Here is a 13,745-nt window from a genome sequence, read left to right on the forward strand (position 1 = left end):
GGGTGCGCGGGGTCCACCAGACCGAGCAGATCGAGAACTCATGACCATTACGTCCGATACGTCCGACAGCGCGAGCGCCGTCGGCCCCGTGCCCGGGAGCGACGCGGCCGACGCCGCCTCCCGCCCGGGCTCGGGGCGGGCAGACTTCCTCCGCTTCCTGGGCAGCAAGCTCGCCGCAGCTGCCGTGAGCTTCGTCATCGTCCTGGGCATCGGCTTCGTGATCTTCCAGCTGATGCCCTCGGACCCGGTCCAGACGATGACCCGCGGCCGGCCCACCAGCGATGCGCAGATGGCTCATCTGCGCCAGACGCTGGGCCTGGACCAGCCGGTGTGGGAGCGGTTCCTGCACTTCGTGAACGACATCGTCCACCTGGATCTCGGCCGTTCCTGGCAGTACCAGCAGGATGTCTCCTCCCTCATCGGCGAACGCGTCGGCCCCACCCTGCTCCTGATGGGCACGGCCACCGCGATATCCGTGGTGGTCGGCCTGTGGCTGGGGGTGCGCAGCGGATGGCGGCACGGCAGCCTCTTCGACAAGATCACCTCCTCGGCGGCGCTCACCTTCTGGTCGGTCCCCACCTACTGGCTCGGCATGATCCTGCTGATCTGGCTGAGTGTCGGCCTCGATCTGTTCCCCTCCGGCGGCATGTCCGACCCGTCGCTCGGTGCCACCGGCTTCGGCCATGTCCTCGACGTGGCCCGCCACATGGTGCTGCCGTGTCTGACGATGGTGCTCGTCGTGTTCGCCCAGTACGTGTCGATCATGCGCTCGTCGATCATCGATGAGCTGGGCAGTCCGTATCTGCTGACGGCCCGGGCCAAGGGACTTGTCGACGACGCCGTCCGCCGCAAGCACGCCGTGCCCAACGCGCTGCTTCCCTCGGTCACCGTGATCTTTCTTCACCTGGGCACGATGGTCGGCGGAGCGATCACGGTCGAGACCGTGTTCAGCTGGCCGGGTCTCGGCTCGCTGACCATCGAGGCACTCAAGGTGCCCGACATCCCCGTACTGCAGGGCACGTTCATCATCTTCAGCGCCAGTGTGATCCTGATGAACCTCCTCGCCGACGTGCTCTACCGCTTCCTCGACCCCCGGGTGCGTGTGCGATGACGATTTCCGACACCACTGACATCACCGCCGCGGCAGCCCCGGCCGGTTCACCTCCCCGGCTGGCCTCCGTCGGCCGTTTCATGCGCGCCTACGCCAAGCGTCCGTCCGGTCTCGTCGGCCTGGGCATCCTGCTCGTCGCCACGGTCCTCGCGCTCTGCGCCCCGCTCTTCATAGGCCCCGAGCAGCTCGACGTCACCAAGGTCGACGGCCCGCTGCTCTCCGCGCCCGGTTCCGGCTACCTCCTCGGGACCGACCAGGCCGGCCGCTCCGTGGTGGACCTGCTGATCTGGGGTTCGCGCTCGTCGCTGTCCATCGGTGTCATCGCGACCGTGCTCACCATGGTGCTCGGCTCCACGATCGGACTGCTCGCAGGCCATTACCCGGGCAAGCTCGGCAAGGCCCTGATGCACGTCACCGACTGGTTCATCGCGCTGCCCAGCCTGCCGCTGGCCATCTCCCTCGCCGCGGTCCTGGGGCAGGGCACCGCGTCCATCACCATCGCCATCGCGGTGACCTCCTGGACGTCCACCGCCCGCCTGGTCCGTGCCCAGACCCTCGCCGTGGAGGCCCGCCCGTTCATCGAGCGCGCCAAGGTCCTCGGCGCGGGCAACCGCCAGGTGATGGTCCGCCATGTGCTGCCGAACGTGGCCCCGTTGATCCTGGTCTCCGCCACCCTCACCGTCGCCTCGGCGATCCTCTCCGAGGCCACCCTGACCTTCCTCGGTCTCGGCGACCCGACCGGCGTTTCCTGGGGCTCCATGCTCAATGCCGCCTTCTACCAGGGCGCCATGACCTCCGGTGCCTGGTGGTACGTCGGTACGCCCGGCATCGCGATCCTTCTCGTCGTCCTCGGCTTCACCCTCACCGGGCGTGCCGTGGAACACGTCCTCAACCCGCGGATGGTGGGCTGACCATGACCTTGCTCGACGTACGCGACCTCTCCGTCACCTACCGCGACGGCGACAGCCTCATCCCCGCCGTGCGCGGTGTCAGCTTCACCCTGGACCGGGGCGAGACCCTCGGCGTGGCCGGCGAGTCCGGCTCCGGCAAGTCGACCATGGTGCTCAGCCTGCTGCGGCTGCTGCCCAAGAGCGCCAAGGTCACCGGACAGGTGCTGTACGAAGGCGAGGACCTGCTCGCCGCCAAGTGGTCCGCACTGCGCACCGTGCGCTGGAACGGCGCGTCCGTGGTCTTCCAGGGCGCAATGAGTGCGCTCAATCCCGTGCGCCCCATCGGTGAGCAGATCTGCGAGCCGATCCTGCTCCACGAGAAGGTGTCCCCGCGCACCGCCCGCGAACGCGCCGCCGAACTTCTCGACAGCGTCGGCATATCGCGGCAGCGCATGGGCAGCTACCCGCACGAGTTCTCCGGCGGCCAGCGTCAGCGCATCATGATCGCCATGGCCCTCGCCTGCCGCCCCGACCTGATCATCGCCGACGAGCCCACCACCGCCCTCGATGTGATGGTGCAGGCGCAGATCATGGAGCTCTTCACCGAGCTGGTACGGAACTCCGGCGTCGGTGTCATCATGATCAGTCACGACCTCTCGGTGCTCTCCGAGATGTGCGGCCGGCTCGCCGTGATGTACGCCGGCGAGATCGTCGAGACCGGCCCTTCGCAGCAGGTCATCGAAGCTCCCCGGCACCCGTACACCGAGGCACTGGCCAGGGCGTTCCCCACCATCGGCGACCCGGCGTCCCGGTTCGCACCGTCCGGACTGCCCGGCGACCCGCCGGACGTCGCGGCGCTCGGCACGGGCTGCGCCTTCGTCCCGCGCTGTGTGCACGCCGTCGACGCCTGCCGTACGAAGGCCGTGGAGCTGTGGCCCGCGGGCGATCGGCGCAGCGCCGCCTGTCTGCGCGTTCTGGACGCCCACACACCCGTAACCGAAGGGAGCCAGGCATGAGTACCGCCGCCCCGGCCCTGGAGGTCAGCGACCTCCGCATCACCTACCCGGCGCGCGCGGGCCGTGGGCCCGCCCGCGCCGTGGACGGAGCCAACCTGACCGTCGGCCAGGGCGAGATCGTCGCCCTGATCGGCGAGTCGGGCTGCGGCAAGTCCACCCTCGCCCGCGCCCTCGTCGGCCTCATCAAGCCCACCAGCGGCGAGATCCGCTACCGGGGCAAGCCCCTCACCTACTCCGCCCGGGCGCTCAAGGAGTACCGCCGCCACGCCCAGCTGGTACTCCAGGACCCGGGCGGCGCCCTCAACCCGCGGCAGAACGTCTACGACGCCGTCGCCGAGGGGCCCCGGTTGCACGGCACGACGGAAGAGCTCAACTCCCGTGTGCACACGGCTCTTTCACGTGCCGGACTGCGTCCTCCGGAGCGGTTCCTGCACCGGTTCCCGCACGAGATGTCCGGCGGCCAGCAGCAGCGCGTCGTCATCGCGGGAGCCCTGGCCCTGGACCCCTCGGTGATCGTCGCCGACGAGCCGGTCGCATCCCTCGACGCCTCGGTGCGCGGCGAGATCCTCAAGCTGATACTCGAACTCCGCGACAGCCTGGGCCTGTCCGCCCTCGTCGTCAGCCACGACCTGGGCCTGGCCTGGAACATCGCCGACCGGGTCGCCGTGATGTACCTCGGCCGGATCGTCGAGGTCGGCACCGTCGAGGAGGTGCTGCTGCACCCCAAGCACCCGTACACCAAGGCCCTGCTCTCGGTGCTGCCCGAGGCCGGACGTGACCAGCGGCCGACCGTACTGACGGGTGAGCCCCCGGACCCGACCCGGATCCCGTCCGGCTGCCGCTTCCACCCGCGCTGCCCGCTCTGGCCGGAACTGAAAGGCGCCGAGCGGGCCGCCGCCGGCTGCGACACACGCGAGCTGCCCGTACTGACCGCCGACCCGGCTCCCGCCCAGGCGGCCTGCCATCTCGCCCATGGCCGCTGAGCCCGCACTCGTCGTACGCGACGTCGAAGGTCCTGCCGCCATGGCGGCCTGTATCGGCCTGTATGCCCAGGTGATGGGGCTGCGGCCGTCGGACGGGGGCCTCAACCCCCGCCTGCTGACCGCGCTCCAGTCCAACGGAGGCATCGTCGTCGCCGCGTACGAGGACGACGGCGACCCGACGCGGCCGGTCGGATTCGCATACAGCTTCCTGGCCCGCGAGGGGGGCGGCGAGCTGTTCCAGTTCTCGCAGCTCGCCGTGGTCGCCCGCCACCTCCAGGGGCAGGGGATGGGGCGGCTCCTCAAGCATGCGCAGCGGGAGCGGACCCTGGCCATGGGACTGACCCGGATCCGCTGGTCGTACGACCCCCTGAAGACCCGTAACGCGCACTTCAACCTGGATGTGCTCGGCGGGCGGGTCCGCGTGCTCAAGCCGTCGATGTACGGCGGCGAGGGCTTCGGCGACGACGCGGGCGAACCCACCGACCGGTTCCTCCTCGACTGGGACCTGACGCGACCGGCCACGGTCCAGCCCGGACTCCCCGAGCGGGCCTGGCGACCCGGTGAGTGTTTCGCCCACGGCGACGACCTGCTGATCGCCGTACCCGCCCGCTGGGATCTGCACCGCACCGTCATAGGGGCGGCCGCGGCCGCCGCGCTGCGCACCTCGCTCAGGGAAACTTTCATCGAGGCCCTGACCACCCATGTCGGGGTCTCCTGCCTGCGTGTCACCGACGACCTCGCGGTCTACCGGTTCGTTCCGCGTGGCACCGACCAGGAGGGCGCCTCATGACGATCACCATCACCGAGATCGAACTCTCCCTTGTACGGCTGGACTTGATCCATGAGTTCGAGACCAGCTCTCACCGCAAGTCGCACCTCGACCACATCGTGGTCAGGGCGACCGCATCCGACGGCACGGTCGGCTGGGGCGAGTGCGCCTCGCCAAGCGACCCCTACTACTGCAGCGAATCCACCGAGAGTTGCTGGTATGTACTGAGCGAGCACCTCGCCCCCATGGTCCTCGGCCGCCCCTGGGAGCACCCCGACGACGCGGCGGTGCTGACCAACCGCCTCTCGGGCAACCACTTCGCCCGCGCCGGGCTCGACATGGCCTGCTGGGACCTGTACGGGCAGGCCCGCGGCGAGACCCTCGCGACCCTCGTCGGTGGCACCGCCGAGAGGATCAGCGCGGGTGTCAGTCTCGGCATCGAGCCGACCGTCGACGCCCTGCTGGATCAGGTCGCCCGGCATGTCGGCGACGGCTACCGCCGCATCAAGCTCAAGTGCCGACCGGGCTGGGACCTGGAGCCGGTACGGGCAGTACGCGCGGCCTTCCCCGGTATCGCCCTCCAGGTCGACGCCAACACCGGCTACCGGGCCGACTCCGCCGAGCACCTGGACGCCCTCACCGCCCTCGACGACCAGGGCCTGCTGATGATCGAGCAGCCCTTCGCCGAGGACGACCTGCTCGGCCACGCCGGCCTCGCCGCCCGGCTCGACACCCCGGTCTGTCTCGACGAGTCGATCACCTCACCCGCCGTACTGGCCACCGCACTGCACCTGGGCGCCGCCGACATCGTCAACATCAAGGTGTCCCGGCTCGGCGGAATCGGACCGTCCGTCGCAGTGCACGACGTGTGCCGCGAGGCCGGAGTCCCCGTGTGGTGCGGGGGAATGCACGAGTTCGGCATCGGGCGCGCGGCCAACCTCGCCGTCGCCTCGCTGCCGGGCTTCACCCTGCCCTCGGACGTCTCCGGCTCCGACAAGTACTACCGCCAGGACATCGTCACCCCGCCGATCCGCGCCACCGAGGGCCTGGTTCCGGTGCCCGACGCCCGCCCGGGCCTCGGTGTCCATATCGACGAGTCCCTGATCCGGGCGAACCGGCTGCGGCACGCCGTACTGAAGGAAGGCTGAAACGATGCGATTCGACGCCGAGCAGCTGCGCGAGCGGGCACTCGCCCGCCTGGATACCCTCGTCATGGCCGAGAGCCCGTCGGGAGAACCCGAACTCCTCCGGATCGTGAACGCCGATCTGGAGCAGGCCTATCGGGCTCTCGGAGCCCGGGTCACCCGCGAGAGGGGACCGGACGGCGATCACCTGGTCTGCGAGTGGCCGGGTACGGCCCCCGATGACGCACACGTACTCCTCATCGGCCACAGCGACACCGTCCTTCCCGTCGGCACCACCGTCGAGCGTCCCTTCACGCTCCACGAGGACGGCGACACGGTCACCGGCCCCGGCGTGTACGACATGAAGGGCTCTCTCGTCGCCATCGAGCTTGCCTTTGCTCTCCTTCGCGAACAGGGCCTCTCCCCGTCCCGCCCGGTGCGCCTGGTCGTCGTCAACGACGAGGAGATCGGCTCCCCGGACGGCCGCCGCATCATCGCCGCCCACGCCGAGGGCGCCTTCGCAGCCCTCGGCTTCGAACCGCCGCTGCCCGGCGGCACACTGAAGACCGGCAGGCGGGGAGTGGCCCGGGTGCGCATCGACGTCCAGGGCGTGGAGGCGCACGCCGGGCTCGACGCCTCACTAGGCACCTCCGCGATCGACGAACTCATCGACCAGATCGCGGTTGTACGGGACGCCGTCCCGGCGTCGCCCGCCGCCGAGTTCAACATCGGCACCATCAGCGGCGGCACCCGCGCCAACGTCGTCGCAGGGACCGCTTCGGCCGAGGTCGGTCTGCGCTTCGCCACGCCTGCCGCCGAGGCTGCCGTACTCGGCGCCCTCGACACCCTCACCCCGGTCCGCCCCGGCGCAAAGGTGACCGTCACCCGGCTGTCGTACCGCCCCGCCTGGGAGCGCGACCCGGCAAACCGCCTCGCCGCGCGACTCGCCTCGCTCGCCGCCGAGCGGGGCACCGATCTGCTCACCGGCACCTCGGGCGGCGCCGGTGACACCAACCTCACCGGCTCGCTCGGCATACCCACCGCCGACGGCCTCGGCCCGGACGGTGCGGGCGCCCACTCCATGTCCGAACGCGCCTCGGTCGCCTCACTGCTGGACCGTGCCGCTCTGCTCGCCGCCTACCTCATCGCACCCGAGGAGTCCGCATGACCTCCCCCGAAAACACCGGCCTGCTCCGCCCGCCCGCTCTCGGAGCAGGTGACCGGGTCGCCGTCACCGCCGCCTCGGGCGCGCCGCGCGCCGAGGACCTGGAGAAGGGCGTCGCGGCCCTGGAGAGTCTCGGCCTGATCGTCGACGTACTGCCCTCGGCGCGCGCCGCCGGCGTCCCACTCGACTATCTGGCAGGCGACGACGCCACCCGCGCCGCCGACCTCACCACCGCTCTCACCGACCCCCGCTACCGCGCCGTGTTCATGGCCCGCGGCGGCTACGGCGCCCAACGCACCCTGGAGGGAGTCGACTTCGCTTCCCTGGGCACACCCACGCCGCGTGTGCTCGTCGGCTACTCGGACGTCACCGCGCTCATCGAGGCGGTCTCGGTACACCTGGGATGGGTGTCGCTGTTCGGCCCGATGCCCGTCTCGGACGACTTCACCCCTGGTTCGTACGCCTTCGACTCCCTGGCCAGGACCCTCTTCACGCCGGCCGAGGCCACCCGTCTCACCTTCCCCGCAGCCCGCACCCTGGTGGGCGGCAAGGCCGAGGGCGTCACGCTCGGCGGCACCGCGAGCCTGCTCTGCTCCTCGCTCGCGACCCCCACCTCGCGCCCGGCACGCGGCGGCATCCTCTTCCTGGAGGACGTCGACGAGGAGCCGTACCGGCTGGACCGCATCCTCACCCAGCTGCGCCGGTCCGGCTACCTCGACGGGGTCGCGGGCATCCTCTGCGGCACCTTCACCGGCTGCGGTGACCCGGCCGAGATCGACGCCCTGCTCATCGACCGGCTCGGCGACCTCGGCGCCCCTGTGCTGGCCGGCGCCGACATCGGCCACGGCGTCCCGATGCAGACCTTCCCGGTGGGAGTGCCTGCCCGTCTCGACGCGGACGGCGGCACGCTCACCTTCGACGGACCGGTGCTCGCCTGAACGGACCGACGGCCGGTCAGGTGCCCTTCGGGCGGTGGCCGGGAACACCGGATGGAGAAGTGCGGACGCGGCGGGGAGGAGTTCCCCGCCGCGTCCGCATGTTCCGACCAGGTCTGATCATTCGCCGGCGACCAGCTGCGAGGGACGCGGTACGGACCACCGCCTATTCGGTTGAAGTTCTTCACTCTGAAGGGTTGTTTTCAATCTAGTGAAGCTCTTCAATATGACCAAGCCCGGATCGCCGAGGCCGCACACGCTCCGCCGAAGCGCTCGTTCTTCAACGGCGAAGCTCCTTCCGTCCCCACGCCACTGAGGCAGGTCGAAGCTGTGAGTGACGCAACCTACGTACCCCAGGACGGTCAGCCGGATCTGGACGCGCTCGTCGCCACAGTGGGAATCCAGATCAAGGCCTTGCGCAAGCAAGCCGGTTACACCCTCGACGACCTCAGCCGAGGATCCGGTGTGAGCACCGGCCTCATCAGTCAGATCGAACGGGGCAAGGGCAATCCGTCCTTCGCCACCCTGGTCCAGATCGCGCACGGGCTGGACATCCCCATCGGCAGGCTCTTCCACCTGACCGAACAGATCAGCCCCGTGGTGCGGCGTGCCGAACGGCGCACTCTCGATTTCCACGGCACCGACGGCCCCGACGACGCCAGTTACGAGCTGCTCACCCCTACGCTGAACGGCGCGCTCGAGGTCCTCTGGGTCGAGACCCAGCCGGGGCACGACACCAGCAGCACCCCCTTCCGTCACAACGGCGAAGAGTTCGGAATCGTTCTCTCCGGTGTCAAGGACGTCTATCTCGACGGCGTCCGGCACCGGCTCGAGGCCGGTGACTCGATCACCTACTCGTCGAGCGTCCCGCACTGGTACGCCAACCCCGGCGACGAGCCGTCCACTTCCGTCTGGGTCATCACCCCGCCCAGCTGGTAGGCCCCGGCCTCCGCCGCACTCCGCTCCCTAAACGCCCCGGCCGTCGGCCCGGGCGCAGGTCCCGCACGGCCTGAGCCGTGCGCCTTTCACCGCGAGGTGCCCCCGCTATGGCATCGCTCCACGAAAGATCAGTTCCCGCAGTCCGTACTCCCCTCTCCCAGCGGCGCGCACTGCTGGCCCTCGGTGGCGGCAACGCCGTCGAGTGGTACGACTGGATGGTCTACGGCCTGCTCGCGTCCTCCATAGGACCGCAGTTCTTCCCCGCCACCGACGGCCTCTCATCCACCATGTCCGCCCTGGCCGTCTTCGCGGTGGGGTTCGCCGCCCGGCCACTGGGCGCCATCGTGTTCGGCACGCTGGCCGACCGGCTGGGCAGGCGGCTGGTCATGCTGCTGTCCATCGGATCGATGGTCCTCACCACCACGGTCATCGCACTGCTGCCCTCCCACGCCGTCATCGGCGTGTGGGCAGGCGTGATCCTCCTCGCCTGCCGGATACTGCAAGGGCTGTCCACCGGCATCGAGGCACCGCTCAACTCCGCCTACATCGTGGAGATGGCGCCGGAGGGCCGTACCGCCCACTTCGGCAGCATCATCAGCATCTACGTCCAGGTCGGCATCGTTGCGGCGTCACTGGTCTGCTTCCTCACCAGCGAGGCCGTCGGCCCCGAGGCCATGGGTGACTGGGGCTGGCGCATCCCGTTCGTGATCGGCGCCCTGGGCGGCCTCTTCTTCCTCTGGCTGCGCCGCTCCCTGCCGGAGACCCTGCACACCGCGGCGGAGGCCGCGGACCCCGACCCCGCCGGGAAGCCCCGGAAGACGGGGGAGGTGTGGGCAGAGGTCGCCCACCACAAGCTGGCACTGCTCACCATCATCTTCGTCGTCGCAGCCGCCCAGGCGATCAACTACACCTGGACCACCGGGCTGCCCAACCTGGCCCGCTCCGCATACGCGGAGGACCCCAGCACCGTGTTCGCGGTCACCACCCTGTCGGGCGTGGTCGTCGGCGCGCTCTACCCTCTGGTCGGCCGGCTCGCCGACCGGAAGCGGATCTCGCGGACGTTCATCGCCACCCGCCTCGCGGTCGTCCCGCTGGTGTTCGTCGTCCTCGCCTACCAGGGCAAGGGGATGACCACCTTCGCCCTCGTGATGCTGGTGGGCGCCCCGGTACTGGCCTTCACGATGGGCCTCTACAACACGGTGTCCGCCACCTTGATGCCGACGAGCTGTCGCGTCACCGGCGTCGGTCTCGGCTACGCGGTCGGCGTCGCCGGCTTCGGCGGCACCGCCCCGTACATCCTGCTGTGGCTTCAGGACGCCGGCGCCGGATGGGCCTTCCCCGTCTACGTCGCCGTGCTGTGCCTGCTCAGCGTTCTGCTCTACATGCTCGCCTTCCGCCGCGGTTCCGTTCGTGCCGGAAGCTGAAAGGAGTCTCACCATGTCCACAACAGCCGCGCCGTCCGGCGCACTCGGCCACGGACAGTCCGTCACACTTGACGCCATCGAGGCCCCGGTCGTCCGGCGTTCGGACGTGGTCGTGGTCGGCGGAGGCCCCGCCGGTGTGAGCGCCGCGGTCTCCGCCGCCCGCAGCGGGGCCAGCGTGACTCTGCTGGAGCGCTACTCGGCCCTCGGCGGGCTCGCCTCCGGCGGCATGGTCCTCGTCCTGGACGACATGATCAACGGCAACGAGATCACGGTCACCGGCATCGTCGACGAGTACGTCGAGCGGATGGCCAAGCTGGGACTCGCGGTCTACCCGCCCGCCGAGGAGCGCGTCTCCTCCCAGGAGATGTGGAACAAGTGGGGCCGCTGGGGGGCATTCGACTTCCACTCCCACACCAGCCCCAAGCCGATCTGCTACGCGGTCGCCTTCGACCCCGACGGCTGGAAGCGCGTGTCCAACGACCTCGTCCGCGAGAGCGGGGTCGACCTCCGGCTGCACAGCTGGTTCTCCCGGCCGATCGTCCAGGACGGGGCGGTCAAGGGTGTCGTCTGCGAGACCAAGTCCGGTCCGCAGGCGGTCATGGGCGACGTCGTCATCGACACCACAGGTGACATCGACGTGGCCTCCCGCGCCGGCGCCACGTACGACAAGGACAACTACCTCGTCACCCTGGTCTTCCGGCTCGGCGGCGTGGACACCGCGGCCGCGGAGCGCTTCGAGCAGGAGAACCCGCGGGAGGCCCGCGCGATCAATCGCAAGATCAAGCGGCTGCTCGGCGGCGCCTGGGAGCTGTGGTGGCTCAAGACGCCCGTGCCCGGCGTGGTGTGGTGCAACGCGCCGCACATGACCGGCTTCGACGGCACCGACCCGGAGTCGCTCACCGAGGCCGAGTTCGAGGCGCGGAACCGCATCGGCAACGTGCTCGACCACATCAGGTCGGACCTGCCGGGCTTCGAGAGTGCGTACCTGCTCGATGTCGCCGAGCAGATGGGTGTCCGCCAGACCCGTCTGCTGCAGGGCGAGTACGTCGTCACCAAGGACGACGTCACCTCCCGTCGTCACTTCGCCGACAGCGTCTCGCGCGGCCGTGACTACTACACGCCGTACCGATCGCTTCTGCCGCGCGGTGTCGACCAGTTGCTGGTCGCCGGCCGCCACTACTCGGCCACTCCCGAGGCACAGCGCATCTCGCGCGAGATTCCGCCCTGCATGGCCATGGGCCAGGCCGCCGGTATCGCCGCAGCGACCGCGGTCGAGCAGGGCGTGCCGGTGCGGGACGTCGACCCGGCCGTGATCCAGAGCCGGATGCGCGACCAGGGCGCCGACCCGGGCGACATCCCCGCCGAGAACGCTACCGTCGACGCGACCGTGGAGGCCCACGCATGAGCACCGTACAGCCGCTGAGCGGCATCACCGTCGTCGACTTCACCCAGGTCTTCATGGGCCCGTCGTGCACGCAGCTGCTCGGCGACTACGGCGCAGATGTGATCAAGGTGGAGCGGCCCGGCACGGGCGACATCGCCCGTACCTCCATCCCGGACCCGGCGGGCCTGGACAACCCCATCTTCCTGTCGATCAACCGCAACAAGCGGAGCATCAGCATCGACACCCGTACCGAGGAGGGTCTCAAGGCCGTCCAGCAGCTGGTGCGCGGCGCCGACGTCGTGGTCAGCAACTTCCGGGCCGGTGTCATGGAGCGTCTCGGCCTCGGTTACGAGGCGCTTCGGGAGCTGAGCCCGCGGATCATCTGGGCATCCGGAACCGGCTTCGGTACCTCGGGGCCCTACGCGCACAAGGGCGGCCAGGACGCCATCGCCCAGGCGTACAGCGGTGTGATGTGGCGCCGGGTCGCCGACGACGACCCCGTGACGCTCTACCCGACCACGCTGTGTGACTACACCACCGGCATGCACCTGCTCCAGGGCATCCTGCTCGCCCTGCTGCACCGCGACCGGACGGGCGAGGGGCAGAAGGTCGAGGTGTCGATGTACGACTCCATGCTCCACATGCAGATGCAGGAGGCGTGCCAGCAGCTCAACCGTGGATCCGAGATCAACTGGGCCGCCATGCCGCTCACCGCCGTGCTTCCCACCAGCGACGGTGCACTGATCATGGTCGGCGGCTTCAAGGCCAACCCGCTGCACCACATCAGCCGTGCCCTGGAGCTCGACGAGGACCTGGGCGAACGCTCCGAGTTCGACACCCTCGAGAAGCAGTTCACCCACAGGCCGGAGCTGCAGCGCATCTTCGCCGAGGCGGTCGCAGGCAAATCCACCGACTACTGGGTCAAGCGCCTGGAGGAGGAGGACATCCTCTGCGCCCCGGTGCGCAGTCTGGAGCAGACGCTGGACGACGAACAGACCGCGGTCAACAACATGATCGTCGAGATGGACCACCCGGTCGCGGGCCGCATCCGCGCGCTCAACGCGCCGATCCACCTGTCCGAGGGCGCGGCCACCATCAGGCGGGTGCCGCCGCAGCTGGGCGAGCACGGCGAGGAGATCCTCGGCGAACTCGGCTACGACACGCAGCAGATAGCCGTGCTGCGCGAGAAGGGCATCCTGCGATGAGCGAGCCGCACACCGACGAGGTGCGCTACGACCGCGACGGGCACGTCGCCCGGGTCACCATCAGCCGCCCCAAGGTGCTCAACGCCGTCGACGCGAAGACACTGGCCCGGCTGAACGAGATCTGGGCCGAGATCGAGGCCGACCGGGAGGTGCGCGTCGTCGTGGTCACCGGTGACGGAGACCGGGCGTTCTGCGTCGGTGCCGACATGTCCGCCGACGCGGTCGACAAGACCGGCCTGCAGTACTGGGCCGACCTCGATCCCAACGGCTTCGGCGGCCTGAGCCTGCGCACCAGCCTCGATGTCCCGGTCATCGCCCGGGTCAACGGCTACGCGCTGGGCGGCGGCATGGAGATGGTGCTCGGCTGCGACATCGTCGTCGCCGCCGAGAACGCCAGGTTCGGTCTCACCGAACCGCGCGTCGGCCGGATTCCGCTCGACGGTGGCGTCTTCCGGCTCGTCCGCCGGCTGCAGCACACTCAGGCCATGGGACTGCTGCTCACCGGCCGCAAGGTGCCCGCGGCCGAACTGCACCGTATGGGACTGGTCAACGAGGTGGTACCGGCCGAGGAGCTGGACGAAGCCGTCGACCGCTGGGTCGCCGACATCCTCGCCTGCGCCCCCACCTCGCTGCGCGCCATCAAGCAGATGGTGCAGCGCACCGAGCACCTGTCGGCGCGGGAGGCACATGCGATGAGGCTGCCGGCCCTCACCGAGGCGCTGGACAGTGAGGACGGGAAGGAGGGCGTGCTCGCCTTCCAGGAGAAGCGTGCGCCCGTCTGGCCGGGCCGGTAAAGGAGA

13 protein-coding genes are annotated in these 13,745 nt (G+C 69.9%); all 13 read left to right on the forward strand.

Features of this window, described 5'->3' with window-relative positions:
* Window positions 1-40: 40 nt before the first annotated feature.
* The 13 genes from ACFYP5_RS30805 to ACFYP5_RS30865 all read left to right on the forward strand — a co-directional run bounded on the left by ACFYP5_RS30805 (window position 41) and on the right by ACFYP5_RS30865 (window position 13,739).
* Window positions 41-1,111, forward strand: coding sequence for an ABC transporter permease (locus ACFYP5_RS30805; RefSeq protein ID WP_078878987.1), 1,071 nt, complete (start codon window positions 41-43; stop codon window positions 1,109-1,111).
* Entirely contained in the window at window positions 1,108-2,022 is a 915-nt protein-coding gene (locus ACFYP5_RS30810) for an ABC transporter permease (protein ID WP_030925471.1), read from the forward strand. The genes ACFYP5_RS30805 and ACFYP5_RS30810 overlap by 4 nt, the downstream gene beginning before the upstream one ends.
* A gap of 2 nt (window positions 2,023-2,024) precedes the next feature.
* Window positions 2,025-3,017 (forward strand): ABC transporter ATP-binding protein, encoded by a 993-nt coding sequence (locus ACFYP5_RS30815; RefSeq protein ID WP_327123314.1) that lies wholly within the window; start codon window positions 2,025-2,027, stop codon window positions 3,015-3,017.
* Complete coding sequence (locus tag ACFYP5_RS30820; RefSeq protein WP_389042054.1) at window positions 3,014-4,000, forward strand: ABC transporter ATP-binding protein; 987 nt, start codon at window positions 3,014-3,016, stop codon at window positions 3,998-4,000. The genes ACFYP5_RS30815 and ACFYP5_RS30820 overlap by 4 nt, the downstream gene beginning before the upstream one ends.
* Window positions 3,990-4,790, forward strand: coding sequence for a hypothetical protein (locus ACFYP5_RS30825; protein WP_389042055.1), 801 nt, complete (start codon window positions 3,990-3,992; stop codon window positions 4,788-4,790). Before ACFYP5_RS30820 ends, ACFYP5_RS30825 begins: the two co-directional genes overlap by 11 nt.
* The gene (gene menC, locus ACFYP5_RS30830; protein WP_389042056.1) at window positions 4,787-5,917 is read left to right on the forward strand and encodes an o-succinylbenzoate synthase; all 1,131 of its coding nucleotides are present in this window, start codon (window positions 4,787-4,789) and stop codon (window positions 5,915-5,917) included. Before ACFYP5_RS30825 ends, menC begins: the two co-directional genes overlap by 4 nt.
* Window positions 5,918-5,921: 4 nt before the next feature.
* Complete coding sequence (locus ACFYP5_RS30835; protein ID WP_389042057.1) at window positions 5,922-7,061, forward strand: M20/M25/M40 family metallo-hydrolase; 1,140 nt, start codon at window positions 5,922-5,924, stop codon at window positions 7,059-7,061.
* Window positions 7,058-7,996: an LD-carboxypeptidase gene (locus ACFYP5_RS30840; RefSeq protein ID WP_389042058.1), complete on the forward strand. Its 939-nt coding sequence runs from the start codon at window positions 7,058-7,060 to the stop codon at window positions 7,994-7,996. Before ACFYP5_RS30835 ends, ACFYP5_RS30840 begins: the two co-directional genes overlap by 4 nt.
* A gap of 327 nt (window positions 7,997-8,323) precedes the next feature.
* Window positions 8,324-8,932: a helix-turn-helix domain-containing protein gene (locus ACFYP5_RS30845; RefSeq protein ID WP_052189904.1), complete on the forward strand. Its 609-nt coding sequence runs from the start codon at window positions 8,324-8,326 to the stop codon at window positions 8,930-8,932.
* A gap of 107 nt (window positions 8,933-9,039) precedes the next feature.
* Complete coding sequence (locus ACFYP5_RS30850; protein ID WP_389042059.1) at window positions 9,040-10,356, forward strand: MFS transporter; 1,317 nt, start codon at window positions 9,040-9,042, stop codon at window positions 10,354-10,356.
* A 13-nt stretch (window positions 10,357-10,369) separates the two neighbouring features.
* The gene (locus ACFYP5_RS30855) at window positions 10,370-11,761 is read left to right on the forward strand and encodes an FAD-dependent oxidoreductase (RefSeq protein ID WP_389042060.1); all 1,392 of its coding nucleotides are present in this window, start codon (window positions 10,370-10,372) and stop codon (window positions 11,759-11,761) included.
* The gene (locus ACFYP5_RS30860) at window positions 11,758-12,945 is read left to right on the forward strand and encodes a CaiB/BaiF CoA transferase family protein (protein ID WP_389042061.1); all 1,188 of its coding nucleotides are present in this window, start codon (window positions 11,758-11,760) and stop codon (window positions 12,943-12,945) included. Before ACFYP5_RS30855 ends, ACFYP5_RS30860 begins: the two co-directional genes overlap by 4 nt.
* Entirely contained in the window at window positions 12,942-13,739 is a 798-nt protein-coding gene (locus ACFYP5_RS30865; RefSeq protein ID WP_389042062.1) for an enoyl-CoA hydratase-related protein, read from the forward strand. The genes ACFYP5_RS30860 and ACFYP5_RS30865 overlap by 4 nt, the downstream gene beginning before the upstream one ends.
* Window positions 13,740-13,745: the final 6 nt, after the last annotated feature.

It is taken from the genome of Streptomyces sp. NPDC005262 (assembly GCF_042872425.1).
GTDB lineage: Bacteria > Actinomycetota > Actinomycetes > Streptomycetales > Streptomycetaceae > Streptomyces.